The sequence below is a fragment of the Arthrobacter sp. SLBN-83 genome (assembly GCF_006715285.1).
In the GTDB taxonomy this organism is placed as follows: domain Bacteria; phylum Actinomycetota; class Actinomycetes; order Actinomycetales; family Micrococcaceae; genus Arthrobacter.
The window spans coordinates 3,132,097-3,155,369 of the sequence record NZ_VFMX01000001.1; the positions used below are offsets into that span (position 1 = coordinate 3,132,097).

Annotated in this window: 19 protein-coding genes; 12 read left to right on the forward strand and 7 right to left on the reverse strand. The window is 67.7% G+C overall.

The window, feature by feature from the left end:
* Window position 1: 1 nt before the first annotated feature.
* Window positions 2-1,150: a D-alanine--D-alanine ligase family protein gene (locus FBY30_RS14605; RefSeq protein ID WP_142133508.1), complete on the forward strand. Its 1,149-nt coding sequence runs from the start codon at window positions 2-4 to the stop codon at window positions 1,148-1,150.
* A gap of 89 nt (window positions 1,151-1,239) precedes the next feature.
* Here the strand turns inward: FBY30_RS14605 and FBY30_RS14610 are convergent, their stop codons facing one another.
* Entirely contained in the window at window positions 1,240-1,743 is a 504-nt protein-coding gene (locus FBY30_RS14610) for a DUF3515 domain-containing protein (protein ID WP_142133509.1), read from the reverse strand.
* A gap of 69 nt (window positions 1,744-1,812) precedes the next feature.
* On the opposite strand from FBY30_RS14610, the gene thiL reads away from it, so the two are divergent.
* The 4 genes from thiL to rsmD are packed head-to-tail and all read left to right on the forward strand — an operon-like array spanning window position 1,813 to window position 6,824.
* Window positions 1,813-2,859, forward strand: a complete 1,047-nt coding sequence (gene thiL, locus FBY30_RS14615; protein WP_142133510.1) for a thiamine-phosphate kinase — start codon at window positions 1,813-1,815, stop codon at window positions 2,857-2,859.
* Between the two features lie 22 nt (window positions 2,860-2,881).
* Window positions 2,882-3,868 (forward strand): DAK2 domain-containing protein, encoded by a 987-nt coding sequence (locus FBY30_RS14620; RefSeq protein WP_142135305.1) that lies wholly within the window; start codon window positions 2,882-2,884, stop codon window positions 3,866-3,868.
* Window positions 3,858-6,125, forward strand: coding sequence for an ATP-dependent DNA helicase RecG (locus FBY30_RS14625; protein WP_142133511.1), 2,268 nt, complete (start codon window positions 3,858-3,860; stop codon window positions 6,123-6,125). The genes FBY30_RS14620 and FBY30_RS14625 overlap by 11 nt, the downstream gene beginning before the upstream one ends.
* Window positions 6,126-6,164: 39 nt before the next feature.
* Window positions 6,165-6,824: a 16S rRNA (guanine(966)-N(2))-methyltransferase RsmD gene (gene rsmD / locus FBY30_RS14630; RefSeq protein WP_142133512.1), complete on the forward strand. Its 660-nt coding sequence runs from the start codon at window positions 6,165-6,167 to the stop codon at window positions 6,822-6,824.
* Here the strand turns inward: rsmD and FBY30_RS14635 are convergent.
* Complete coding sequence (locus tag FBY30_RS14635; RefSeq protein ID WP_142133513.1) at window positions 6,821-7,609, reverse strand: spermidine synthase; 789 nt, start codon at window positions 7,607-7,609, stop codon at window positions 6,821-6,823. The two genes, rsmD and FBY30_RS14635, sit on opposite strands and share 4 nt — an antisense overlap.
* Window positions 7,609-8,838, reverse strand: coding sequence for an aminotransferase class I/II-fold pyridoxal phosphate-dependent enzyme (locus tag FBY30_RS14640; RefSeq protein ID WP_142133514.1), 1,230 nt, complete (start codon window positions 8,836-8,838; stop codon window positions 7,609-7,611). Before FBY30_RS14640 ends, FBY30_RS14635 begins: the two co-directional genes overlap by 1 nt.
* Window positions 8,839-8,881: 43 nt before the next feature.
* Between FBY30_RS14640 and coaD the strand changes: the two genes are divergently transcribed.
* The 5 genes from coaD (at window position 8,882) to mutM (ending at window position 11,983) form a co-directional block, all read left to right on the forward strand.
* On the forward strand, window positions 8,882-9,382 hold the full coding sequence (gene coaD / locus FBY30_RS14645; protein ID WP_142133515.1) for a pantetheine-phosphate adenylyltransferase: 501 nt from the start codon (window positions 8,882-8,884) through the stop codon (window positions 9,380-9,382).
* Window positions 9,383-9,504: 122 nt separating this feature from the next.
* Complete coding sequence (locus tag FBY30_RS14650; RefSeq protein WP_082007076.1) at window positions 9,505-10,029, forward strand: YceD family protein; 525 nt, start codon at window positions 9,505-9,507, stop codon at window positions 10,027-10,029.
* A 36-nt stretch (window positions 10,030-10,065) separates the two neighbouring features.
* A complete protein-coding gene (gene rpmF / locus FBY30_RS14655; protein WP_009356569.1) occupies window positions 10,066-10,269 on the forward strand; it encodes a 50S ribosomal protein L32 in 204 nt (67 codons plus the stop codon).
* Between the two features lie 20 nt (window positions 10,270-10,289).
* Window positions 10,290-11,009 (forward strand): ribonuclease III, encoded by a 720-nt coding sequence (rnc, locus tag FBY30_RS14660; RefSeq protein WP_142133516.1) that lies wholly within the window; start codon window positions 10,290-10,292, stop codon window positions 11,007-11,009.
* Window positions 11,010-11,014: 5 nt separating this feature from the next.
* On the forward strand, window positions 11,015-11,983 hold the full coding sequence (gene mutM, locus FBY30_RS14665) for a bifunctional DNA-formamidopyrimidine glycosylase/DNA-(apurinic or apyrimidinic site) lyase (RefSeq protein WP_142133517.1): 969 nt from the start codon (window positions 11,015-11,017) through the stop codon (window positions 11,981-11,983).
* Between the two features lie 32 nt (window positions 11,984-12,015).
* Here the strand turns inward: mutM and FBY30_RS14670 are convergent, their stop codons facing one another.
* The 3 genes from FBY30_RS14670 to FBY30_RS14680 are packed head-to-tail and all read right to left on the reverse strand — an operon-like array spanning window position 12,016 to window position 16,672.
* On the reverse strand, window positions 12,016-12,987 hold the full coding sequence (locus tag FBY30_RS14670; RefSeq protein WP_142135308.1) for an NAD-dependent epimerase/dehydratase family protein: 972 nt from the start codon (window positions 12,985-12,987) through the stop codon (window positions 12,016-12,018).
* Entirely contained in the window at window positions 12,984-15,656 is a 2,673-nt protein-coding gene (locus FBY30_RS14675) for an alpha/beta fold hydrolase (protein ID WP_142133518.1), read from the reverse strand. Before FBY30_RS14675 ends, FBY30_RS14670 begins: the two co-directional genes overlap by 4 nt.
* Complete coding sequence (locus FBY30_RS14680) at window positions 15,650-16,672, reverse strand: 3-oxoacyl-ACP synthase III (protein ID WP_142133519.1); 1,023 nt, start codon at window positions 16,670-16,672, stop codon at window positions 15,650-15,652. Before FBY30_RS14680 ends, FBY30_RS14675 begins: the two co-directional genes overlap by 7 nt.
* A gap of 231 nt (window positions 16,673-16,903) precedes the next feature.
* Between FBY30_RS14680 and smc the strand changes: the two genes are divergently transcribed.
* Window positions 16,904-20,491 (forward strand): chromosome segregation protein SMC, encoded by a 3,588-nt coding sequence (gene smc / locus FBY30_RS14685; RefSeq protein ID WP_200830696.1) that lies wholly within the window; start codon window positions 16,904-16,906, stop codon window positions 20,489-20,491.
* Between the two features lie 84 nt (window positions 20,492-20,575).
* Complete coding sequence (ftsY, locus tag FBY30_RS14690; protein ID WP_142133521.1) at window positions 20,576-21,781, forward strand: signal recognition particle-docking protein FtsY; 1,206 nt, start codon at window positions 20,576-20,578, stop codon at window positions 21,779-21,781.
* A 41-nt stretch (window positions 21,782-21,822) separates the two neighbouring features.
* Here the strand turns inward: ftsY and FBY30_RS14695 are convergent, their stop codons facing one another.
* A complete protein-coding gene (locus tag FBY30_RS14695; protein WP_142133522.1) occupies window positions 21,823-23,064 on the reverse strand; it encodes an MFS transporter in 1,242 nt (413 codons plus the stop codon).
* Between the last annotated feature and the right edge of the window lie 209 nt (window positions 23,065-23,273).

Sequence of the window (23,273 nt, forward strand, 5' to 3'; positions counted from 1 at the left end):
CATGTCCCAAGACACAAACACCCACGGGGAAACGGCCTCCAGCAGGAAACCGCGCGTTGCCGTGCTCTTCGGCGGACGCTCCAGCGAGCATGCCGTGAGCTGCGTGACCGCCGCCGGTGTCCTGGGCGCGATCAACAAGGACAAGTACGAGGTGATCCCCATTGGGATCGCCAAGACCGGCCAGTGGGTCCTTGCCCCGGCGGAAACGGCCGAGTGGTCCCTCGCGGCATCAGCCCTCCCCGAGGTGGTGCCGTCCTCGGAGACCGTCACCCTGGCAGAGATCGGCGGGGAACACCAGCTGATTGTGGCGTCGCCCAACCAGGTTCCGCAGGAACTGGGCGCCGTGGACGTTGTCTTCCCGCTGCTGCACGGCCCGTTCGGCGAGGACGGCACCATCCAGGGGCTCCTGGAATTGTCGGACACCCGGTACGTTGGCGCGGGAGTCCTGGCCTCCGCTGTCGGTATGGACAAGCACTACATGAAGGTTGTTTTCGAAGCTGCCGGGCTCCGCGTCGGTCCCTATGTGGTCGTGACGGACCGGCAGTGGCGCAAGGACCCCGAGTCCGTGCGGAAGCAGGTGGACCGGCTGGGGTTCCCCGTGTTCGTCAAGCCGGCCCGCGCAGGCTCCTCGATGGGCATCTCAAAGGTGGACTCCCTGGAGGAGTTGGACGCCGCCATCGAAGAAGCCCGCCGGCACGACCTCAAACTGGTGATCGAAGCCGGGATTGTGGGACGCGAGATCGAATGCGCAGTACTGGAAGGCAGGGGCACCGACGCGCCCCGGACTTCCATGCCGGGCGAAATCGCGGTATCCGGCGGAAACCATGAGTTTTACGACTTCAACGCCAAGTACGTCGAGGATGATGCCGCGTCCCTGAGCTGCCCGGCGGACATCCCGGCCGAGGCCATCTCCCGGGTCCGGGAACTGGCGGCCACCGCGTTCGACGCCGTGGGAGCCGAGGGTCTGAGCCGCGTGGACTTCTTCTATACGCCCGAGGGTGAGCTGATCATCAACGAGATCAACACCATGCCCGGCTTCACGCCCAAGAGCATGTACCCGCAGATGTGGGCAGCCTCCGGGCTGGAATACGCGGAGCTGATCGACGAGCTCATCTACTTGGCGTTGAACCGCAAAACCGGCCTCCGCTAATCCCCACGGGCACCCTAACCTCGCTTCGCTTCGGCCAGGGGACCCTGCCCGCGTGGGCCCACCCAGCCGGCGGTTGAGCCTGTCGGAACCTACTGGCTCTTCGGCAGGTTCTGCAGGTCCTCCTGGCCCACGCAGTTCCGGACGGATGGAACCTTCGCCGCCGCTGCGGCCAGGTCCGCCAGCACTGTTGCTGAACTGATCTTGTCCGGGTCCATCAGGATTTCCGTGGCGGGTTCCCGGCCGTAGGTGGTCAGCGTCCAGACCGGATCGCCTTCCTTGATGACCCAGTCGACCCCGTTGACGGTGACGCAGCGGTCGGTGGTGGGCCCTGGCACGTTGACGCCGCAGCGCAGGATGACCAGCGAGGGATCGCCCCAGGCCGCGGTGCCCTGGCTGTTGGTCTTCCGCAGCTTTGAATCGCCGATGGAATCGGGCAGTGCCAGCATCATCGGCGCACAGGCCGGGTTGGCGGCGTCCTTGGCGGCTGTGACGTCCACTGCGGGTGAGCAGGCGGTCAGGGAAAGGGCCGCGACTGCCCCCACCACCGCCATCCTGGCGGCGCGGGCGGACAGGGGCAGGTGGGGCTGGTGCATGCTTCCAGCCTATCGCCGCCTCCGTCCCCGCCCGGACACAATGTCAGTCCGGCGCGGTAGCGTAGTGGCGTGCCTGAAGACCTCCGTAACCGCGTTGACCGCCAGCCCACCGTCGCCGGCCTTTCCGAAGCCGACCTGCTGGCCCGGATCTTTCCGCGCCTCCAGATGGAGGCCGGGCACGCCGCCAGCACGCTGCTGGGACCCGGGGATGACGCCGCCGTCGTCGCCGCCCCGGACGGAAGAACGGTCATCAGCATCGACACCCAGGTCCAGGACCAGGATTTCCGGCTCCAGTGGCCCAACGGCTACCGCACCACCGGATTCGACGTCGGCTGGAAAGCGGCCGCGCAGAACCTTAGCGACATCAATGCCATGGGGGCACAGGCAACGTCCATGGTGGTCAGCCTCACGCTTCCCGTTGACACGCCCGTGAGCTGGGTGGAGGACCTGGCGGACGGGCTCACGGCCGGAATCCGGGAGCTGGGGGCTGTCCGCTGTTCGGTGGCCGGCGGGGACCTGGGCCGCGGGCGGGAGATTTCGGTGACGGTGGCGGTGCTGGGAACGCTCGACGGCGGCCGGCCGGTCCTCCGCTCCGGCGCCCAGGCCGGGGACATCCTGGCGCTGGCCGGCACGGTGGGCCATGCTGCGGCGGGGCTGGCCCTGCTCGAAGCGGATGTCCCCGCGGACACGCTGGGCCCGGCCGAGCGTGTCTTCCTGGACCTGCAGTGCCGTCCCCGTCCGCCGCTGGCGGCGGGTCCGGCAGCGCGGGCCGCAGGGGCCACGGCAATGCTCGACATCTCGGATGGGCTCCTGCGTGACGGCAGGAGGCTGGCTGCCGCCAGCAATGTCACCGTCGCCCTCGACCCGGCGCGCCTCGCCGAACTGGCGGAGGTCCTGGCCCCTGCGGCCGCCCTGCTGGGTGCCGATCCGGAACAGTGGGTGCTGGGCGGCGGTGAGGACCACGGGCTGTTGGCCACATTCCCCGCCGATGTTCAGCTGCCACCCGGATTCACTGCGCTAGGCTCGATACATGCACTCGGTACCGACGATGGCCCGGGCGTCCTGACAGCGGGCCGGGCCGCGGACAGCGGGGGATGGGATCACTTTGCACACTAAGGTTGCCGCCAACGCGCTGGCGATGAAGAGGTGGCTGGGCAAGGCTGAAACTGCCCTGGGAAACCACAGCGACCGGCTGAACGCCATCAACATCTTCCCGGTAGCCGACGGCGATACGGGTACCAACCTGTACCTCACCGTCCGCGCTGCGGCCCGTTCCCTGGTGCTTGGCGAAGACCAGCCCGCCCCGGTCGACGTCGGGGAAGTCCTGGCCACCGCCGGGCAGGCAGCCATGGAGGAGGCCCGCGGAAACTCCGGAACGCTTTTCTCGGTGTTCCTCTGCGCTGCGGCCGAGCCATTGGCCGGACACACCCGGATGACGTCCACGCTCCTCGCCGCAGCCCTCAACCGTGCCCAGATCCGCGCTTGGTCCGCCCTGAGCGATCCCGTTCCCGGAACCATGCTGTCCGTCATGGAAGCGGCAGCCCGTGCGGCAGCCGCCGTGGACGCCGGCCAGGACGGCGATGACAGCAACCATGCCCTGGGGCTCACCCTCGATGCCGCCGTGGAGGGAGCGCTGGCCGCGGTGGTCCACACCGAGGAGCAGCTCGATGCGCTGCAGACGGCCCGGGTGGTGGACGCGGGCGGCGTGGGCATGCTGCTGATCCTCGACTGCCTCCGGTCCGCCGTGATGGGCCAGGAACTCCAGGACGAGCTCCTCGACGGGCTGCATGGCTACGACGTTTCAGATCCGCACATCCACGCTTCCATGCCGGACGACGACGGCGTGGAGGTCATGTGCACCATCACCCTCTCACCCCTGAATGCGGCCACCCTGCGGCAGCGGCTCGACGAGATCGGCGAGTCCGTGATCATGAGCCAGGTGGGCAGTGGCCCGGACCCTGACGGCAACTACCGGTGGCGGGTCCACGTGCACGTCCGGGACCCGGACCCGGCGGTGGGCATCATCCGGTCCCTCGGCGAGCCGTCCCAGATCAGCATCAGTGAGCTGGCGCTTCCCCGGGACCCGGCCGTGGATGCGGTGAATACCGGCGGGCATGAACGCTGAGCTGGACCTGGCCCTTGAACGGCGGATCGGAAAAAGGTCCGCCGCGGTCATCGAGAAACACCTCGGCATCACCACCGTCGAAGGCCTGCTTAATTACTTTCCCCGCCGTTACCTGACCCGCGGTGAACTGACCCCCATCAGCGAGCTTCCGCTCGACGAGGAAGTCACCCTGATTGCCCGGGTGCTGTCCAGCACCACCCGGCATATGCAGGCACGCCGCGGAACCATCACGGACGTCATTGTTTCCGACGACGACGGGCAGCAGGGGCTGCGGCTGGTGGGAGGCCAGGACTACCGCGGCAAGGTCCCCGGGACGCTGAAGATCAGTTTCTTCAACGGCTATAAGGCAAAGACAGAACTCCTGCAGGGCCGGCGCGCGCTGTTTTCCGGAAAGGTCACGCGTTTCAAAGGTCAGCTGGGCCTCACCAACCCGGATTTCCTCATCCTGGACGAGGATCCTTTCGCGCCGGGCAGTGGCGATGCGGAGAAACTGGCAGCCATGCCCATTCCGGTGTATCCGGCCACGGCCAAGCTACCCAGCTGGAAGATCCAGAAGGTGATCGCCACACTGCTGGAAACCGCGGATCTTGGCTCGTTGGCGGACCCGCTTCCGCAGGCAGTGGCAGCCCGGGAGGGCTTCCTTCCCATAGCGGACGCCTACCGGCTCATCCATGCGCCTGAAACGGCGGCTGACTGGCAACGCGCCAGGGACCGGCTCCGCTACCAGGAAGCCTTGGTGCTGCAGTCCGCGCTTGCCCGCCGCCGTGCGCAACTCGCCGCGGAGGAGGCCACCGCGCGGCGCCCAGCCAGCGAAGGCATCCTGTCCGCGTTCGACCAAAACCTGCCCTTCACCCTCACAGCCGGCCAGGCCGCCGTCGGGAAGACCCTTGCAACGGAACTTGCGCAGGACACTCCCATGAACCGGCTGCTGCAGGGCGAGGTCGGTTCGGGCAAGACGCTCGTGGCGCTGCGGGCCATGCTCCAGGTTGTGGACGCCGGGGGACAGGCCGCGCTGCTGGCCCCCACCGAGGTGCTGGCCGCCCAGCACTACGACTCCATCCGGCGCACCCTTGGGCCGCTGTCCAGCGACGGACTCCTGGGCGGACTGGCCGGTAGCGGGTCCTCGGTCCAGGTCACGCTGCTGACGGGGTCCATGCCCACTGCCGCCCGGAAGCAGGCCCTGCTGGATGCAGCCTCCGGCACGGCGGGAATCATCATCGGCACCCACGCCCTGCTCAGCGACAACGTGTCCTTTTACGACCTCGGCCTGATCGTGGTGGACGAACAGCACCGTTTCGGTGTGGAACAGCGCGACGCCCTGCGTGCGAAGGCCCGGAAGCCGCCGCACCTCCTGGTGATGACTGCCACTCCCATTCCCCGCACCGTTGCCATGACCGTGTTTGGCGACCTCGAAACTTCCACCCTCGACGAGCTGCCTAAAGGCAGGGGCCCGATCACCACGCACCTTGTCGGCCTTGCCGAGAACCCCGCCTGGGCCGGGCGGATCTGGGCCCGTGCGCGGGAGGAAATTAACGCCGGACACCAGGTGTATGTGGTCTGCCCCAAGATTGGAACGGACGACGACGGCGACTTCAGTCCGGGGGAAGCGGCGCCACCGGGGGCGGAGGCGGAGGAGGGCCGGGAGCTCGCGTCTGTCACCGCCGTCGTGGATTACCTGCTGGCCGAGCCCTCGTTGGCAGGGGTTCGCCTGGCCCCGCTCCATGGGCGCCAGGATCCGGAGCTGAAAACGGACACCATGGCCGGGTTTACCGCCAACCGGATCAAGCTGCTGGTTTCCACTACCGTGATCGAGGTGGGCGTGGACGTGCACAACGCCACCTTGATGGTCATCCTGGATGCCGACAGGTTCGGGATCTCCCAGCTGCACCAGCTCCGCGGCCGCGTGGGCCGCGGCGGCCTGCCCGGAACCTGCCTGCTGGTCACTGCCTTGGAACCGGGCCACCCCAGCCGGCGGCGGCTGGAAGCCGTGGCTGCGACCACGGATGGTTTTGTCCTGTCGCAGGAGGACCTCAAGCTACGGCGTGAAGGCGACATCCTGGGCGCATCGCAGTCCGGCGGACGGTCGGCCCTGAAGCTGCTGAGGGTCCTTGAGCATGAAGACGTTATTGCCCGGGCCAGGGAAGATGCCCAGGCAATAGTCGGCACCGATCCGTTGCTGTCCGGGCATCCCGAACTTGCCGATGCCATCGAAAAGTACCTGAACCCCGAGAAGGAGGCGTTCCTTGAACGCGGTTAGCAATGAAAGCCCGGCGGGCGCGGGATTGCGGTGGGCGCGGTGACCCGGATCATTGCCGGCGCCGCTGGCGGTACTCCACTGACAGCCGTCCCGGGCTCCTTGACCAGGCCCACCACGGACCGGGTGAAGGAAGCGCTGTTCTCCCGACTTGATGCCTTTGACGTGATTGCGGGGGCCCGCGTGCTGGACCTGTACGCCGGCTCGGGTGCCCTGGGCGTGGAAAGTGGCAGCAGGGGAGCGCGGACCGTGGAGCTGGTGGAATCCGACGCCAAGGCCAGCGCCGTGTGCCAGCGCAACGCGGACCTGATTAACGGCGTGCTGGGCCGGAAAGCCGTCACCGTGCACCGCACCAAAGCGGATCCCTTCCTGGACCGGGCCGCGGAAGACGCGGCTTGGGACCTGGTGTTCCTTGATCCGCCGTACCCCCTGGAGGAGGCTGGGCTGTCCGCGGTGCTGGAGAAACTTGCCGCGCACCTGGCCCCCGGTGCGGTGGTGGTGGTGGAACGGTCCTCCCGCTCGCCGGAACCGGGATGGCCTGGCGGGCTGACGCGGTTCGCGGAGAAGAAGTACGGGGAAACCCGGCTGTGGTTCGCCGAGCCGTTCGTTCCCGACGCCATCTCCGCCGATGACGTGCCTGACGGTGCAGGGGCTGGGGATGCCGTGCCGGATGCGGAAGGGCCGGGGTCCTTGCGGGGCTAGCCCGAGAAGGGGTCCAGGTCCACCCCGGCCAGGACCCGCGCCGGGTGCGGGCCCCGCGCGGTCAGTTCGGCTGTCCAGGCTTCCGGCCAAGGGCCCTGGGTTCCGGCCAGGATGATGTTGCCCGGGTACCGGCCCTCGAACATCCCCGCTTCCGCGAAGGCGCCAACATCGCCCATGGCTTCGCGCATCGCGGCCACCTGGCTCCTGACCAGCGTGAGGGCCGCTTCGTCGCCGACGTTGACGATCAGCAGCCCTTCCGGGCGCAAGCGTTCCCGGGCCTCTTGGTAGAAGCCGCTGGTGGCGATGTGCCCGGGTGCTTCAGGTCCGGAAAAGATGTCCAGAATGACGACGTCGAACGCGAGGTCAGGAGCAAGCGCGCCGAGTGCCTCGCGGGCGTCGCCGATGATCGTGGTCAGGTCCGTTCCCCCAGGCATGGGAAGGTGCCGGAGGACAAAGTCGAGCAGTTCCCGTTCCAGCTCCACGGCATACTGGATGGAGCCGGGGCGGGTGGCCTGGATGTACCGCGCCAGGGTCAGCGCCCCTGCTCCGAGGTGCAGGGCCCTAATGGGTTCTCCGGGCGGTGCGGCGAGATCCACCAGATGCCCGATCCTGCGCAGGTACTCGTAGAAGATCTCCGCCGGGTGGTCCAGGTTCACATGGGACTGTTCGGCTCCGCCGATAGTGAGTACAAAACTGCCATCGGTGAACGCATCGGGCTCGATTGTGGCGTGCTGGCCTGTTGTCCGGAGGAAGCGGCTGGCGGCCCCGCTGCTGCCGCCGGACATCAGAGCCTGCCGCGCAGGTTTGCCAGCCGCGCGGCAGCCTCCTCCAGGACTTCTCGCTTCTTGCAGAAGGCAAACCGGAGCAGGCTGCGGGTGCGTTCGGCTCCCTCTGGATGGCAGAACACCGGAACGGGGATGGCTGCCACCCCTACCAGCGCGGGCAGCCGCCGGGCGAGGTCCAGCGCGTCGGTGATGCCCAGCGGTGCGGTGTCCACATTGACGAAGTAGGTTCCTCTTGGGGTGAAGACGTCAAAGCCCGCGGCCCGGAGCCCGGCGCTGAGGATGTCGCGCTTCTGTTCCAGGGCGGCTGCGATGCCGGTATAGAAGTCGTCCGGCAGGGCCAGCCCTGTGGCGATCGCAGCCTGGAACGGAGTTCCCGAACTGTAGGTGAGGAACTGCTTCACGGTGCGGACGGCCGCCACCAGGTCCTCGGGGCCGCTCAACCAGCCGATCTTCCAACCGGTCAGGGAAAAGGTCTTGCCGGCGGAGGAAATGGTGATGGTCCGGCCGGCGGCTCCCGGCAGTGTCGCCACCGGGGTATGGCGGACGCCGAAGGTGAGGTGCTCGTACACCTCGTCGGTGATGATGATGCTGTCGTGCTTTTCCGCAAGGTCCACCACGCGCTGCAGGATCTCCGGAGGAAACACGGCGCCCGTGGGATTGTGCGGATTGTTCAGGAGGACCACCCGCGTCCGCTCGTTGAAGGCAGCCTCCAGTGCCGCGGGGTCGGGCAGGAAGTCCGGGGCGGCCAGGGGCACGGTGGCGTGCGTGGCGCCCGAGAGGCCGATGACGGCGCCGTAGGAGTCGTAGAAGGGTTCGAAGGTCAGGACCTCATCGCCCGGTCCGGCAAACGCCAGGAGGGAGGCAGCGATCCCTTCGGTGGCCCCGGTGGTGATGATGACTTCGGTTGCAGGGTCCGGTGCCAGCCCATAGAAACGTTCCTGGTGCGCGGCCACCGCCTCCCGGAGCTGGGGCAGTCCCTTGCCGGGCGCGTACTGGTTGGCCCCTGCAGCGATGGCCGCACGGGCGGCCTCCCTGATTTCCGCCGGCCCGTCCTCATCGGGGAAACCCTGTCCCAGGTTGATGGCTCCGGTCTGGACTGCCAGGGTGGTCATCTCCTCGAAGATGGTGACACCCAGGCCGCCGTCCGGAGCGAGGAGGTTGGCTCCGAGTGCGGTCCGCTGCCAGGGAGCAGGTGCCAGGGGGGTGGAAAGTTCCCGTGGTGGATGCATCCAGCCATGTTATCCCGGCCTTTCCATGGGGTAGGTTCAAACCATGAGACGCGCTGTGTGCCCCGGATCCTTCGACCCCATCCACAACGGCCATCTCGAAGTCATTGCGCGGGCCGCCGGTCTTTTCGACGAGGTCATCGTGGCCATCTCCACCAACTACGCCAAGAAGTACATGTTCAGCCTTGAGGAACGGCTGGAAATGGCACGGGAAACCCTCGCATCGCTCAAGGGCATCGTGGTGGAACCGGTGGGCGAGGGCCTCCTGGCGGAATATTGCCGCCAGCGGGGTGTGTCCGCCATCGTCAAGGGACTCAGGTCATCGTCGGACTTCGACTACGAGCTTCCGATGGCCACCATGAACCGCCAGCTAAGCGGCGTGGAGACTGTCTTCCTCCCGGCCGAGGCAAGCTACGTCCACCTATCGTCCACCCTGATCAAAGAGGTGGCGGTCCTGGGCGGCAGCGTCTCGGACTACGTGCCCCGGTCCGTGCACCGCCGCATGGTTGCCGGCGAGCCTTCGCCCGATCAGCAGCCAAGGCGGTAGGCTGGATCGGTACTTCGGCGCTGCCTGCTGCCGGTTTGAGTCACCATGGCTCTTCAGGCTAAGATGGTACGTCGGTCATATGTTCAACAGGAGTTCTCATTAACAGAGATGCTGGTTCGCCCCTGGCGTTCGACGTCAAGGACCTCGGGCGCAGCCCGGGAAGCATGCGGACGCTGAAGGAACATGTACCCGCACCGGGTGATCTTGGTGTGGCGCTCATTGGTGTTCAGGAAGGCTCGGATGTCGAGCTCGACCTGAGGCTTGAGGCCGTACACGAAGGAATTCTGGTATCAGGAACCGTTGTCGCCGAAGTAACCGGCGAGTGCGGCCGATGCCTGGATCCCCTTGCGTATGACCTTGAGGTCAATGTGCAAGAACTTTTCTTCTACGAGGGCGCTGAGCTCTCGGACGGAGAAGAAGATGAAGAGCAACGTCGAGTCGAGCACGATGTAATCGATCTTGAACCGGTGTTGCGGGACGCGGTTGTCACCAATCTGCCGTTCCAGCCGGTGTGCCGGGAAGACTGCCAGGGCCTTTGCTCCGAATGCGGAGTTCGCCTGGAAGACGAGCCGGGGCACCACCACGAGGTCCTGGATCCTCGCTGGGCTGCCCTAGCTGATATGGCTAAGCCTGACCGGCAAAATTGATTTGTACGTGTTTGTCTAGAGAGAAATGAGTTAGCCGTGGCTGTTCCCAAGCGGAAAATGTCTCGCTCGAATACCCGCGCCCGCCGCTCGCAGTGGAAGGCGACCGCCCCCCACCTGGTGAAGACCGTTGAGAACGGCCAGGTCACCTACAGCCTGCCGCACCAGGCAAAGGTCGTTACCGACTCTGCTGGCACCGCGCTGTTCCTTGAGTACAAGGGCCGCAAGGTCGCGGACGTCTAATCGGCCCAACAGGCTGACTGATGTCTTCAACTGAAGAGCTTCTGAAGCGTCTCGGTGTCTCTATTGACGCCGGGACGCTTCGTCTTGCGCTCACCCACCGTTCGTACGCCTACGAGAATGGCGGCATCCCCACCAACGAGCGGCTCGAGTTCCTGGGCGACTCCATCCTGGGGTTCTCCGTTACCGACGCCCTCTATCGGGACAACCCGGACCTGCCCGAAGGCGAACTTGCCAAGCGCCGGTCCGCCGTCGTCAGTACCCGCGCACTTGCCGGCATCGGCCGCAGCCTGGGCATCGGGGAATACATCTACCTTGGCCAGGGCGAGAAGCTCACGCATGGCAAGAACAAGGCCTCCATCCTGGCGGACACCATGGAAGCCCTGATCGGGGCCACCTATGTCTCCAACGACATCGAGACGGCGCGCCAACTGGTCATGCGGCTGATCGGTCCGCTGCTGAAGGATGCCGCCGTCCTGGGCGCCGGCACCGACTGGAAGACCAGCATCCAGGAACTCGCAGCCAGCCGGCAGCTGGGCAGCATCCACTACGCCGTGGAGGGGTCCGGGCCGGACCACGCCCGCACCTTTACAGCTGTCCTGAATATCGGCGGAACCGCCTACGGCAAGGGTTCGGGGCATTCCAAGAAGGAAGCGGAACAGGAAGCCGCGGCAGACGCGTGGCGGGTGCTTTCCGGCACCGGGGCGTCCAGTACCGGCGCAAGCTCCGTGGCCGCCCAGTAGCGTCCATGCCGGAACTGCCCGAGGTGGAGGTTGTCCGCCGTGGCCTGGTGAACTGGGTCCGCGGCAGGACGATCCGTGCCGTCGAAGTCCTTGATCCGCGTTCCATCCGCCGCCACGCCCTTGGCGTTGAGGACTTCATCGGCAACCTCGAAGGTGCCACTGTGTCCGACGTCGTGCGCCGGGGAAAGTTCCTCTGGATGCCCCTGGTGGACAGCACTGCTGCCGGATCGGAGAACCGGGAAAGCGGTGGCCTGCCCGGAATTGCCTTGATGGCGCACCTGGGCATGAGCGGGCAGCTGCTGATGCAGGACTCAGCCGTCGCCGATGAGAAGCACCTCAAGGTCCGGTTCCGGCTCAGCCCGCGGGAAGGGATGCCGGAGCAACTGCGGTTCGTGGACCAGCGGATCTTCGGCGGCCTCTTCGTCACCACGCTCGTCCCCACGGACGACGGCGCTCCGGGCGGCCTGGCGGAATCGCCCCTTCCCCTGATAGCGGAGGAAGCAGCACACATCGCCCGGGACCCCCTCGATCCTGCCTTCTCCTTCGACCTCTTCTACCAGCGCCTCCGGAAGCGCAAAACGGGACTGAAGCGGGCGCTGCTGGACCAGGGACTGGTGTCCGGGATCGGCAACATCTACGCCGACGAAGCACTGTGGCGCGCCCGCCTGCACTTCGCCCGGGCCACCGACACCCTGCGCCGCAGTGAAGCCCAGCGCGTCCTCGACAGCGCCCGCGAGGTGATGCTCGATGCCCTGGCAGCAGGCGGGACCAGCTTCGATTCGCTGTACGTCAACGTCAACGGTGCCTCAGGCTACTTTGACCGGTCCCTCAATGCCTATGGCCGGCAGGGGGAGCCGTGCAAGCGGTGCGCCGCAGCGGGTATCAATGCGACCATCCGCCGTGACCAGTTCATGAACCGTTCATCCCATACCTGCCCCGTGTGCCAACCGCGGCCCCGCAACGGCCGCTGGTAGCGGCCTACCCAGCCGCCTGGCAGCGGGCCCGCCTAACGGGAACCGTAGTACTCCGCCAGCCGCGCCAAGCCTTCATCGATGGATACAGCGGGGGTCCAGGCGAGGAGCTTGTGGGTTTCCCGCTGGTCGAACCAGTGCGCCGTGGACAACTGTTCGGCGAGGAACCTGGTCATGGGCGGTTCGTCCTGCTTGCCAAGCCGAAGCCACGCCCGCTCCACTACCGATCCTGCCAGCCGGGCTACAGGGCCCGGAACGGACCACGCCGGCGCGGGCACGCCGCCGGCAGCACAGATGCCTGCGATGAGTTCGCCCACAGGCCGGGGCTCGCCGTTGGTGACCACCAACGCCCGGCCGTGGATGTGCCCCATGCGCTCCAGCGCGGCAACGATGGCGGCCGCCGCGTTGTCCACATACGTGGTGTCGATCAGGGCAGCGCCGGCGTCCAGCAGCGGCAACCGCTTCCGAGCCGCCCGTGCCAGCACGCGTTCCACGAGTTGGGTGTCGCCGGGGCCCCACACCACGTGCGGGCGCACCGCGGCGACACGGAAGTCCGGTGCGTCCCCGGCAAGGGCCAGCAGTTCCGCCTCCGCCTTGGTGCGTGAGTAGTCGCCGTGGGCATGCGCCGGGTCAGCCCTTTCTGCGCCCAGCCCTGCAATGGCGGCGCCCGAGTTGGCCACGGAGGGCGAGGACACGAAGACGAAGTCCCCCACCCCCGCTTCGCGTGCTGCCCGGAGCAGCCGCCGGGTGCCCTGGACGTTCACTTCGTTGAACTCCTGCGCACGGCCGGTGAAGGAAACCTTGGCGCCCAGGTGGATGACACCTTCAACGCCCTGGACCGCTGCCGCAACCGCTGCAGCATCGGTAAGGGAGCCACTGTGGTCTGTCACGCCGTCGACCCCTGATGGGCGCCGCTGGAAAGTGGTGACCGCATGTCCTTTCCGCACCAACAGGCCTGCCACCTCCCGGCCCAGCAGCCCGCTGGCGCCGGTGACCAGCACCCTCATGGCGTCCACGGACGGCCGCCGGCCAGCACGGACGAGGCCCAGCTGGACAGCCGCGTCCTGTCGATTTTCGCGTTGTGGCGGATGTCGGTGGGCTGCGCGGGGACAACCAGGACGGCAGCGACGGACACGCCTGCACTGCGGGCAGCGGCCCGTACCTTGCCCGCCAAATCAGCCCCGGCAAGGCCGGCTTTGGAGGCCGGCGGGACAGTTTCGACGACGGCGGCAACGGCTTGCGTGCCTGCCGGTCCCACACCCACCACCGCTGCCATGCGGACGCCGTCCACGCCTTCGATGGCCTGTTCCGGGCCCACCGGGGTCACTACTCCGCCAGGTGCCGTGACCGCGTGTGCAAGGCGGCCTTCCACCCACAGCCGTCCCTGGACGTCGAAGTGGCCTACGTCCCCGGTGCGGTGCCATCCGGCGGGGCCGCTGCTCAGCTCCTGCGTCAGCCAGAGGCGGTCATAGGCGTCTTTGACGTGTGGCGCACTGACCAGGATTTCTCCCGTGATGCCCGCATCGGTGACGGGCACGGAGCCGGGTGCTGTGCCATCGGGTGCCAGGGGGATGACGGCTACGCGGGTGCCGTGGACGGGCCAGCCTACGCAGACGCCGTTGCCCGCGCCCGTCATCGTTCCGGCGTCGGCATCAGCGGCGGCGGCCTGGATTTGTTCGAGGCTGATGTCGGTGACGGGCAGCGCCTCCGTCATCCCATAGGGGGTGTGCAGCGAGGCGCGGGGCACCAGTTGCTGTACTTCCGCGAGAAGCGCTTCCGGAACAGGTGCGCCGGCGGAGAGGAGCAGGTCAACGCGTCCGAGTGCTGCGGTGCCCTCCGGAGTCAGTCCGCCACGGGTGGCGACGACGTTGCGCAGGGCTGCGGGCGACGCGAAGACCACCGTGGCATCGATGGCCGCCGCGGCATCGGCGAGGGCGCGTGCAGTCAGGGTGCGGGGTGCGGTGACATCCATGGCCGGCGTCACCGAGACGGCCCCCAGCGCGGGCCCCAGCAGGGCAAAGGGCGCGAAACCTGCCACCAGGCGCTGCCCGGGACGGATCCCAAAGGTTTGGGCCAGGGTGTCCCGCATGGCGGCAAGCTGCCCGTGGGTATAGAGCACACCCTTGGCGGGACCAGTGGAACCGGAGGTGAAGAGGACGGCGGCGGGGGAGTCCGGGCCCGGCAGGGGCGTCGCGGCACTGCCCGCCGCCCCGGCCCGTTCTGAACCTGCCCTGGCCAGGGCAACAAGGGAGGTTTCCACCCCAAGGAGCCGGCGGCGCCCTGCCGGAAGCTCGTGCACGCTGATGCGCCGGGCCGCCCATCCGAGGACCCGGGCGGCGGCGAGGGCTTTGTCGATCCCGATGAGGACGTCAGGAGTTGCGCCCTTGACTGCCCGGCTCAGGCCCCTGGTGCCCAGCCCGGCATCGGCGACGACCACCACCGCGCCGAGCCGCAGGCAGGCGTACAGGGCCACGGTGAGGTCCACCCCGGGCGGAACCATCAGGCTCACCCGGCTGCCGGGCCCAATGCCTGCCTCCTGCAGACCCGCGGCGAGGTGGTCAACACCCGCCTCCAGCTGCTTCCACGTCAGGAAGCGGGCCACGGTGCCGTCAGGTGCCATTTCGACGACGGCCCTCCCGTCGCCTGCTGGTCCCGCCGCCAGTTCGGCAAGGGGTGCCCACAGGGGTTCAAATCCTTCGCTGCCCCGTACGGTGCCGGGGGTGTGGGCAGAACGGATGCCACCGCCGGTGACGCGCCCCGCAAGCCAGTCGAAGACCGGCGCGGCAATGTCCCGGTCCTCCGCCACCAGGTGCCCCGCGCCCTCGTAGCGGTGGACGTCCGCATGCGGAAGCCTGCCGATGAGGTCCTTCAGGTAGCGGTCGGAGAAGATGGGGTCGCGCGGCCCCCACAGCATCAGGGCTGGAACGTCCAGGCCGCGCACGCCTTCCGCCACCCCGGTGAGGGCAGCAAAACTGGGATGCGACGCGTCAACAGGAATGTCCGCCACAAAGTTGCCCACCCCGGCACGCCGGGATGCTCCGCGGTAAGGGGCCATGTAAGCATTGCGGACCTCTGCAGGCAGCGGCGGGTGCGCCAGCGAATGTGTCACCCGCAGGAAGGTGTCAGAGGTGGTGGTTCCCCACTTGTGGACGGCAGGATGCAGGGCAAGCCGCAACGCCGTCGGGATGGGGCTGCCTTCAGGCTGGTGCACGGCGGTGTTGGTCAGGACCACGCCGGCCAACTGGTCTTCGTGCGCCAGTGCCCATCCAAGGCTGATGGCGCCGCCCCAGTCATGGCCCACCGACACAACAGGCCCCTCCAGGCCCAGCACGTCCGTAAGATCGCCCAGGTCGTTGATCCTGTCGGCCAGCCGCCGGAACGTCCCGGTCCGCTCGGAGAACCCCATGTCCAGCTGGTCCACGGCCAGCACACGCCACGGATGCGCGGCGTCGGAGCCCGCAGCCAGCAGGCTCCGCCACAGGTAGGACCAGGTGGGGTTGCCGTGCACGCACAGCAGCGTCCCCAACGGAGTCAGGCCGCGGCGGGCCAGTTCTGCGCCGTTATCCAGCAGGTGCCAGCGGTGCACGGAGCCCGGCGTATCAACGCCGGAGGTGGAGGGGACATCGAGTTCGCGTGACCATTCGGCGTTGACGCCGGGCCAGTCCGCCATCACCAAACGATTTCCAGCATGGCGGTGTTCAGGCCGGACCCCACGCCCATGCACAGGACGCGGTCACCGCTTGCCAGCGACTGCGACTCGGCTGCAAGCGTCATGGGGAGGGAGGCGGGCCCCACATTGCCCCAGTGCGGGAACGTGATGGGCACCTTGTCGGCGTCCAGGTCGATCGCTTCGATGATGGCCTGCGTGTACGCGTTGCTGACCTGGTGGGTGACGTAGCGGTCCATGGTTGCCCAGTCCCACTCCGGCTGGGCCTCATGCCAGGCGTCGACGACGAGCTGCAGGCCGCCGTCGAGCAGTCCCTTTGTGTCGGTGTGCATGCCGTCGATGCCGCCCACGCACAGTTCGTGGTGCTCGGTGCCGGCGCGCATGACCCCGCCCACCACCCGGTGGGCGCCCGGGTGCTCGTCCGCGGGTCCCAGCACTGCGGCGGCCGCTCCGGAGCCGAGCGTCAGCGTGGCGAACTCGCGGTTGAAATCGGCCCGTGTGGTTTCGGGCCGCTGGAGGCGCTCCAGGGTGGCCTCCTGGGTCAGCTGGGCATCCTCGCCATTGACAATGACGGCGTACCTGATCTGGCCCGAGTCGATCATGTTGGCTGCCAGGGTCAGGGCGTTGACGAACCCCAGACAGGCGTTGGCAAGGTCGAAGTTCATGGCCGACGACGGCAGGCTGAGTCCGTGATGGATCTTCACCGCTACGGACGGTTCCAGGTTGCGCCTGGTCACCGAGGTGTTGATCAGCAGGCCGATCTCGGATGCTTCGATGCCTGCCTCGGCCAGGGCCTTGGCACCGGCTTCCACCGCAGCGTCATCGAACGACGTGCCGGCGGCCCACCAGCGGCGGTGCGTGATGCCTGCGACGCGTTCCAGCAGTCGCGGCGGGAACTTCAGCCGCTGCAGGGTTGACGCCAGGCGCCTGTCAAAGTCGGTGGAGCTCACAATCCTCGGAGCTTCAACGCTGCTGACCGAGAGCAGCGCGGTATTGCTGTGGCGGAAGGTTGCATTACCTGCCAATTTCAAGCCCCTCTTCGTTTCCGTCCCGCATTCCTGCGGTGACTGTACCCACAAAAACGCAGGCTCAAGAGCTTAACTATGCCTTTGCCTGCCCAAATCATGCATATTCACCCATGGCCCAGGCGTTGGCTTCCGGGCGCTGCTGCGGGGAAATGTCGGTCCTGCGCAGTAGATTGTAGTGAGCCGGTTCCCGCAATCATGCCCTACCCGCTCCAGGAGACCAGAAAAGCCTTGCACCTCAAAAGCCTGACCGTCCGGGGGTTCAAGTCCTTTGCGTCTGCCACCACCTTCGACTTCGAACCCGGCGTCACCGCCGTGGTGGGTCCCAATGGATCCGGGAAGTCCAACGTGGTGGACGCCCTGGCCTGGGTCATGGGCGAACAAGGCGCCAAAACCCTCCGCGGCGGCAAGATGGAGGACGTCATCTTCGCCGGGACGTCCGGACGGCCACCCCTGGGCCGGGCCCACGTTTCGCTCACCATCGACAACACCGACGGCGCCCTTCCCATCGAATACAGCGAAGTCACCATTTCCCGGACGCTGTTCCGTACGGGCGGCTCCGAGTACGCCATCAACGGTGCCGGCTGCCGGCTGCTGGATATCCAGGAACTGCTCTCCGACTCCGGGCTGGGCCGGGAGATGCACGTCATCGTGGGCCAGGGCCAACTGGACCGCGTGCTGCACGCCACCCCCGAGGACCGCCGCGGCTTCATCGAGGAGGCAGCAGGGATCCTAAAGCACCGCCGGCGCAAGGAACGCACGGTGCGGAAACTGGAAGCCATGCAGGCCAACCTCCAGCGCCTCACCGACCTCACCGGGGAAATCAGGCGCCAGCTCACGCCCCTGGGCAAGCAGGCGGAGGTGGCACGCCGTGCCCAGCGCGTCCAGTTCGACGTCAGGGACGCCCGCGCCCGGCTGCTCGCCGACGACCTCGTCCAGCTGCAGCTGGCACTGGAGCAGGACGTGGCGGACGAAGCCGCGCTCAAAGCCCGGCGGACCGCCGTCGAACAGGAACTCGAAGCGGGCCGCAGGCAGCAGGCAGCGCTGGAGCAACTTGCGGCAGAGGCCACGCCGCGCCTGAACGCCGCCCGTGACACCTGGTACCGGCTTTCCACGGCACGGGAGCGGCTGAGGTCGCTCGGCTCGCTGGCCACTGAACGCAGCCGCCTGCTGGGTTCCGAAGATGCCGCCCCCGCCCCAGGCCGGGACCCCGAACAGCTCGAACGCCAGGCCGCCCGGGTGCGGCAGGAGCTGGCCGAGCTTGAACAGGACATCGACACAAGGCGCAGTGCCCTGGAGACGGCCAGCGCCGCAAAGGCCGAAGCGGAGCAGGCGGCCCTGGCCGAGGACCAGCGGCTCACCGCCCAGCTCCGCGCTGCCGCCGACCGCCGCGAAGGACTGGCGCGGCTGGCCGGCCAGGTGGCGGCCGCCAGGTCCCGGGTGGAGTCCGCGCAGGCGGAACTGGGACGGCTGCGCGAATCCCTTACCGCCGGAACGGAACGCCGCGCCCGTGCCCAGGCCGAGTTCACGGCGCTGGAGAACCAGGTGGCGGGCGTGGAGGAGGGGGAAGAATCCCTTGACGCCGACTATGAGGCTGCCAGCGAGGCCCTGGACGCTGTGCTCCAGGAGATCGCGGACCTCAAGGCCGCCGTCAACGAAGGGGTCCGCAAACGGGATGCCCTGGCCGCGCGGCTCGACGCCCTCAAGCTGGGCCTTGACCGCAAGGACGGCGCCCGGCACGTGCTGGAGTCCGGTCTTCCGGGGGTGCAGGGAAGCGTCGCCGCCACGATCACCGTGCAGGCCGGCTATGAAGCGGCCATTGCCGCCGCGCTGGGGCAGGCATCGGAAGCAGTGCTGGTCCAGGACAAGGACACGGCCGTTGAGGTGCTGCGGCGGCTCAAGGACGACGACGCCGGGCGGGCGTCGTTGCTCCTCGCCTCGGCCGCAGCGGTCCACCAGGATGAGGACCGCACCAGCCCGCTGCCCGAAGGTGCGCAGTGGGCTGCAGGCCTCGTGGACGGACCCGCGGAGCACCTCGCCTTGGTCCGGCACCTGCTGGCCCGAACCGCCGTCGTACCCGGGATCGACGCCGCGGCCACGCTTGTGGACTCGGTGCCCGGACTCACGGTGGTCACCCCTGAGGGGGACGTCTTTACGGCATTAACGGCGGCCGGCGGTTCGGCAAAGGCACCGTCGCTGCTCGAAGTGCAGGCGGCGGTGGACGACGCCGGCCGCAGCCTTTCTGCGGTCACCGCGGACCTGGAGCGAAACAGGTTCGCCCTGGCCGGCGCCGAGGCACGGCGCGCAAGTGCCCAGGAGGAAGCGGATGCTGCGCTGGACAAGCTGCATGAGTCCGACGCCCGCCTCGCCGCGGTCGCTGAGCGCCTGGGCCACCTGAACTCAGTCCTGCGCAGTGCCGTGGGGGAGAGCGAACGGATGGCCGCGTCCCTGGCGCGGGCGGAAGAAAATGTCGCCGCCGAGCAGGAAGCCCTCACGGCCGTCACCGCCCGCCTGGCGGCAGCCCAGGAAGCACCCGTTGAAGAGGAACCCTCCACGGAACAGCGGGATGCCCTGGCGCGTACCGCATCCGCCGCGCGTGCGGCAGAAGTTGAGGCACGGCTGTCCCTGCGCAGTGCCGAAGAGCAGCTCACGGCCACCCGCAACAGGGTGGCATCGCTGGAACGCGCCGCCGCCACCGAGCGGCGTGCCCGCGAGGAAGCCGCGGAGCGCGCCCGTCGCCGCCGGCTCCAGGCCAAGCGGGCAGCCGCTGTCTCCACGGGTGTGGAACTGGCACTCGGCTTTGTTGATGTTTCCGTGGACCTTGCCCGGCACGAACGGGACCTGGCCGAGGAGAACCGCGAGCTGCGTGACCGCGGACTGCGTGACATCCGGGAAGCGAACGATGCCCTGGCCCGGGAACTGGCCCAGCTCACCGACAACGTGCACCGTGATGAGCTGGCCCGGGCCCAGCAACGGGCAAGGATCGAGGCGGTGGAGACCCGCTCCGTGGACGAGCTGGGCATCACCCCCGAGGCGCTGGTGGAGGAGTTTGGCCCGCACGTCCCCGTTCCCGTTCCGGCGGAGGAGTCCGGCGACAAGTGGGCAGCCCTCCGCGCCCCCGTTGATGCGGGAGGCCAGGAGATCGTGGAGGGAAAGCCCTACGTCCGGCAGGAACAGGAGAAGCGCCTGCGGAAGGCGGAGCGGGACCTGGCCAGCCTGGGCAAGGTCAACCCCCTGGCCCTCGAGGAGTTCGCGGCGCTGGAGGAGCGGCACCAGTTCCTCAGCACCCAGCTGGAGGACCTCAAGGCCAGCCGCCGGGACCTGCTGGACATCATCAAGGAAGTGGACGACCGCGTCCAGCGCGTCTTCGCCGAAGCCTTCGAGGACACCCAGGCGCAATTCACCAGGGTGTTCGACCGCCTTTTTCCCGGCGGCGAAGGCCGGCTGGTCCTGACCGAGCCCGCAGACATGCTGACTACCGGCATCGAGGTGGAGGCCCGTCCCGCGGGCAAGAAGATCAAACGGCTGTCGCTGCTCTCCGGCGGCGAGCGGTCCCTGACCGCGGTGGCGCTGCTGGTGGCCATCTTCAAGGCGCGGCCCTCACCGTTCTATGTCATGGACGAGGTGGAAGCGGCGCTGGACGACACCAATCTTGGCCGGCTGATCACCATCTTTGAGGAACTCCGGGAATCCAGCCAGCTCATCGTCATCACCCACCAGAAGCGCACCATGGAAGTGGCGGACGCGTTGTACGGCGTAACCATGAGGGGCGACGGCGTCTCCACCGTGATCAGCCAGCGCCTCGGCGCGGAGGTATAGCAGCGCGGAGAACGGTGCGAAGGGGCAGGTCAGCTGCGTGGCAGGCGCCGGATTGGGGCATGCCGTTTGTGAGAAGCTAGGGGAGTGAATGACATCCTTCCCATTGTCCTGTCCATTCTTGCTGCGCTGGTGGTCATCGGCGCGCTGATTCCGGTCCTGCTCAAGACGCGAAGGAACATCACCCGGTACCCCGGTACACGGGACGCGAACGATCCCGAGATCCGTTCCGGCGGCAGCACGGCGGTGGCGGACCGCGATGGCACCATTGAACGCAAGGCCCCCGAGGGCGTCGACCTCGAGGGCCTGGACACCACGACCGTTCCGGACACTGCGGCCGGGCTGGAAACCATTCCCGTCGAAACACCGCTCCCTGTCGCAGGGCGCCTCACCCGCCTGCGCGAACGGCTGGTCCGCTCCAACAACATCATGGGCAAGGGCCTGCTGGCGCTGCTGTCCAGCGACCGGATCGACGAGAGTGTCTGGGATGAGGTGGAGGAAACCCTCCTGCTGGCTGACCTGGGAACCGAGCCCACCATGCAGCTCGTGGACTCCCTGCGGGAGCGGGTCAAGGTTCTTGGTACGCGTACCCCGGAACACGTCAAGACCATGCTGCGGGAAGAACTCATCAAGCTCGTGGATCCCACCATGGACCGCAGCCTCAACGTCCAGCGCCACGCCGAGAAGCCGGCCGTAATGATGGTGGTGGGCGTGAACGGCGTAGGCAAGACCACCACCGTGGGCAAGCTCGCCCGCGTGCTGGTCGCCGAGGACAAGGACGTCCTGCTCGGTGCCGCGGACACCTTCCGCGCCGCCGCCGCCGAGCAGCTGGCCACGTGGGGCCAGCGCGTCGGCGTCCCCACCGTGAAGTCGGACATCGACGGCGCCGACCCCGCCTCGGTTGCCTACGAGGCCGTGAAGGCAGGCATCGAGCAGGAAGTCGACGTTGTCATGATCGACACGGCCGGACGCCTGCAGAACAAGGTGGGCCTCATGGACGAACTGGGCAAGGTCAAGCGCGTGGTGGAGAAACTTGCAGAGGTGGACGAGGTCCTGTTGGTCCTTGACGCCACCACCGGCCAGAACGGCCTGAACCAGGCCCGCGTCTTCTCCGAGGTGGTCAACATCACCGGCATCGTCCTGACCAAGCTGGACGGGACCGCCAAGGGCGGCATCGTCGTCGCCATCCAGAAGACACTGGGCGTGCCCGTCAAGCTCATCGGGCTGGGCGAAGGCGCCGACGACCTGGCTCCGTTCGACACCGAAGGCTTCGTCGACGCCCTGCTGAACTAGCTGACCGCCGAACTGGCCTGGTTCCCTGCCTGCACCGCTTGCTACGACCCGGCCGCACGGAGCGTCTCGCGGGTGGGGAGCCAGGCGGCGGCGGCCAGGAGCATGATGCCGCCGGTCACCCCGAAGGCCCAGCCGAAGCCCAGCCGGTCCGCCAGCAGCCCTGCCACGACCGGCCCGACGATCGCGCCGACGTCGGACATCATCTGGTAGACGGCCAGCACCTTGCCGCCGGAGCGGCCGTTGCCAATGACGTCTGCCACTGCAGCCTGCTGGGCGGGGCCGAAGAGGCCGGATCCCACGCCGGCGAGCGTCGACGCTGCAAGAAACCAGGGCAGGTCGGTGGTGATCCCGATCGCCGCGGTTGCCAGGGCTGCCACCAGCAAACCCACAATCATCATGGGTTTGCGCCCCACCGAGTCGGCCAGGCGCCCCGAGAAAGTGAGCGCGGCGGCGTTGCCGGCAGCGAACACGGCCAGGGCCAGGCCGGCTGCCTGGGGTCCTGCCCCGAAAGCGGCCGCGGCGAACAGCGGCACCGTTGCCATCCGCACGCCAAAGGTGGCCCAGCCGTTGGCGAAGCTGGAGGTGAGGGCCGACCGGTATGTGCCTGCGCCAAGTGCTTCACCGAAGCGCATGTCCGGTGCCCGCGTCTGTGCGTCTCCGCCGTCCCTGCGCTGATGGCTGAGCTGGGTCTGCACCACGAAAGCGGCAACCAGCAGGGCCGCGGCGTAGGCGAGGAACGGCACGCGAAGGCCCAGCCCGGCCAGGAGCCCGCCCACAATGGGCCCGCACACGTTCCCGATCAGGAATGCCGACGCGTAGGCTCCGGAGACCCTTCCCCTGCTTTTAGGCGGCGCCAGCCGGACCACCAGGGCCATCGACGCCACGGTAAACATCACAGACCCCGCCCCGCCAAGGCCGCGGAACAGCAGCAGCTGCCAGTAGTCCTGGGCGAAGGCGCACGCGGCGGTGGACAATGCCACGATTAACAGCCCCGCGACGTAGATGGGGCGTTCTCCCCGCCTGCCAATCAGGGCGCCGCCGGCCGGGGCAAACGCCAGGCGCATGAACGCGAAGATCGCAACAATAACGGCAGCCTCGGTGTTCCCCACCCCGAAGGTTGTGGCGAACTGCGGCAATACTGGCGCAACAAGCCCGAATCCAAGCGCGATGAGGAAGGCCGCGGCCAGCATCACCTTGATGTCGCGGGGGAGCTTCTCCCGCTGCGGCCGCAGCCGGGCCCAAAACCGTGAGGTAGCGCCGCTGGCGCGGGGTGGTGCCGTCATGCTGGGGAAGTCCTTGCTGGAAAGGGAGCCGGGTGGCTGCGCGAATGCGGAAACATAACCGTAACAAGGCGGATATGCACCATTTACTTCCTAGAGGTTGTTGTAACAGGCCGGCAATCTAAATCCTCTGCGGGCGAAACACGCCACCCACAAACTCTTTACAGGACGCAAAAGGCGTTGGCAGGCGGAGTACTTCCGCAAGATTCGAT